At 17.9% G+C, this 509-nt stretch carries 1 protein-coding gene; it reads left to right on the plus strand.

The window, feature by feature from the left end; all coding sequences use genetic code 11:
• Window positions 1-157: 157 nt before the first annotated feature.
• Window positions 158-509: hypothetical protein (locus GQX97_RS14680; RefSeq protein WP_157152394.1), on the plus strand; the 352-nt coding region annotated here is incomplete at its 3' end.

Genomic DNA, 509 nt, shown 5'->3' on the forward strand with positions numbered 1-509 from the left:
GATACTATCTTCTTCTTTACTATTTATTTTAGTTTTATCATTTATACTATTTTTATATTATGTTTTAGGTTTATTAAAAAATGAACATTGTAGTTTTTTTAAAATTACTATAAGAACTTTAGTATATTATTGTATAATATTTAACCTAGGTTTAATAGTGTCTCAATTATTGTATAGTAAGTTTTTTAGTATGCTATTTTCATCAACTGGAAGAACAGGAATTCATTTATTTTCACTTTCTAAATTATTTTATTATATTAATACTTATACTTTTTATGATTCTTTACCTTATCTAATTATAGGATTATTAATAATAATAGTAATTGCTATTAAAAAAAGATATATATATGATAATAATGCAATAAATATATTAATATTTATTATATTATTTGGAGTTATTGCTTCAATTGTAGTATATATTGGAGGATCACATGATGATATAAAATATTCAGCAAATGGGTATGTATTTATACTTTTTATTATACCATTATTTCTTTTTTTAATAAAAA

This window comes from Brachyspira sp. SAP_772 (genome assembly GCF_009755885.1).
In the GTDB taxonomy this organism is placed as follows: domain Bacteria; phylum Spirochaetota; class Brachyspiria; order Brachyspirales; family Brachyspiraceae; genus Brachyspira.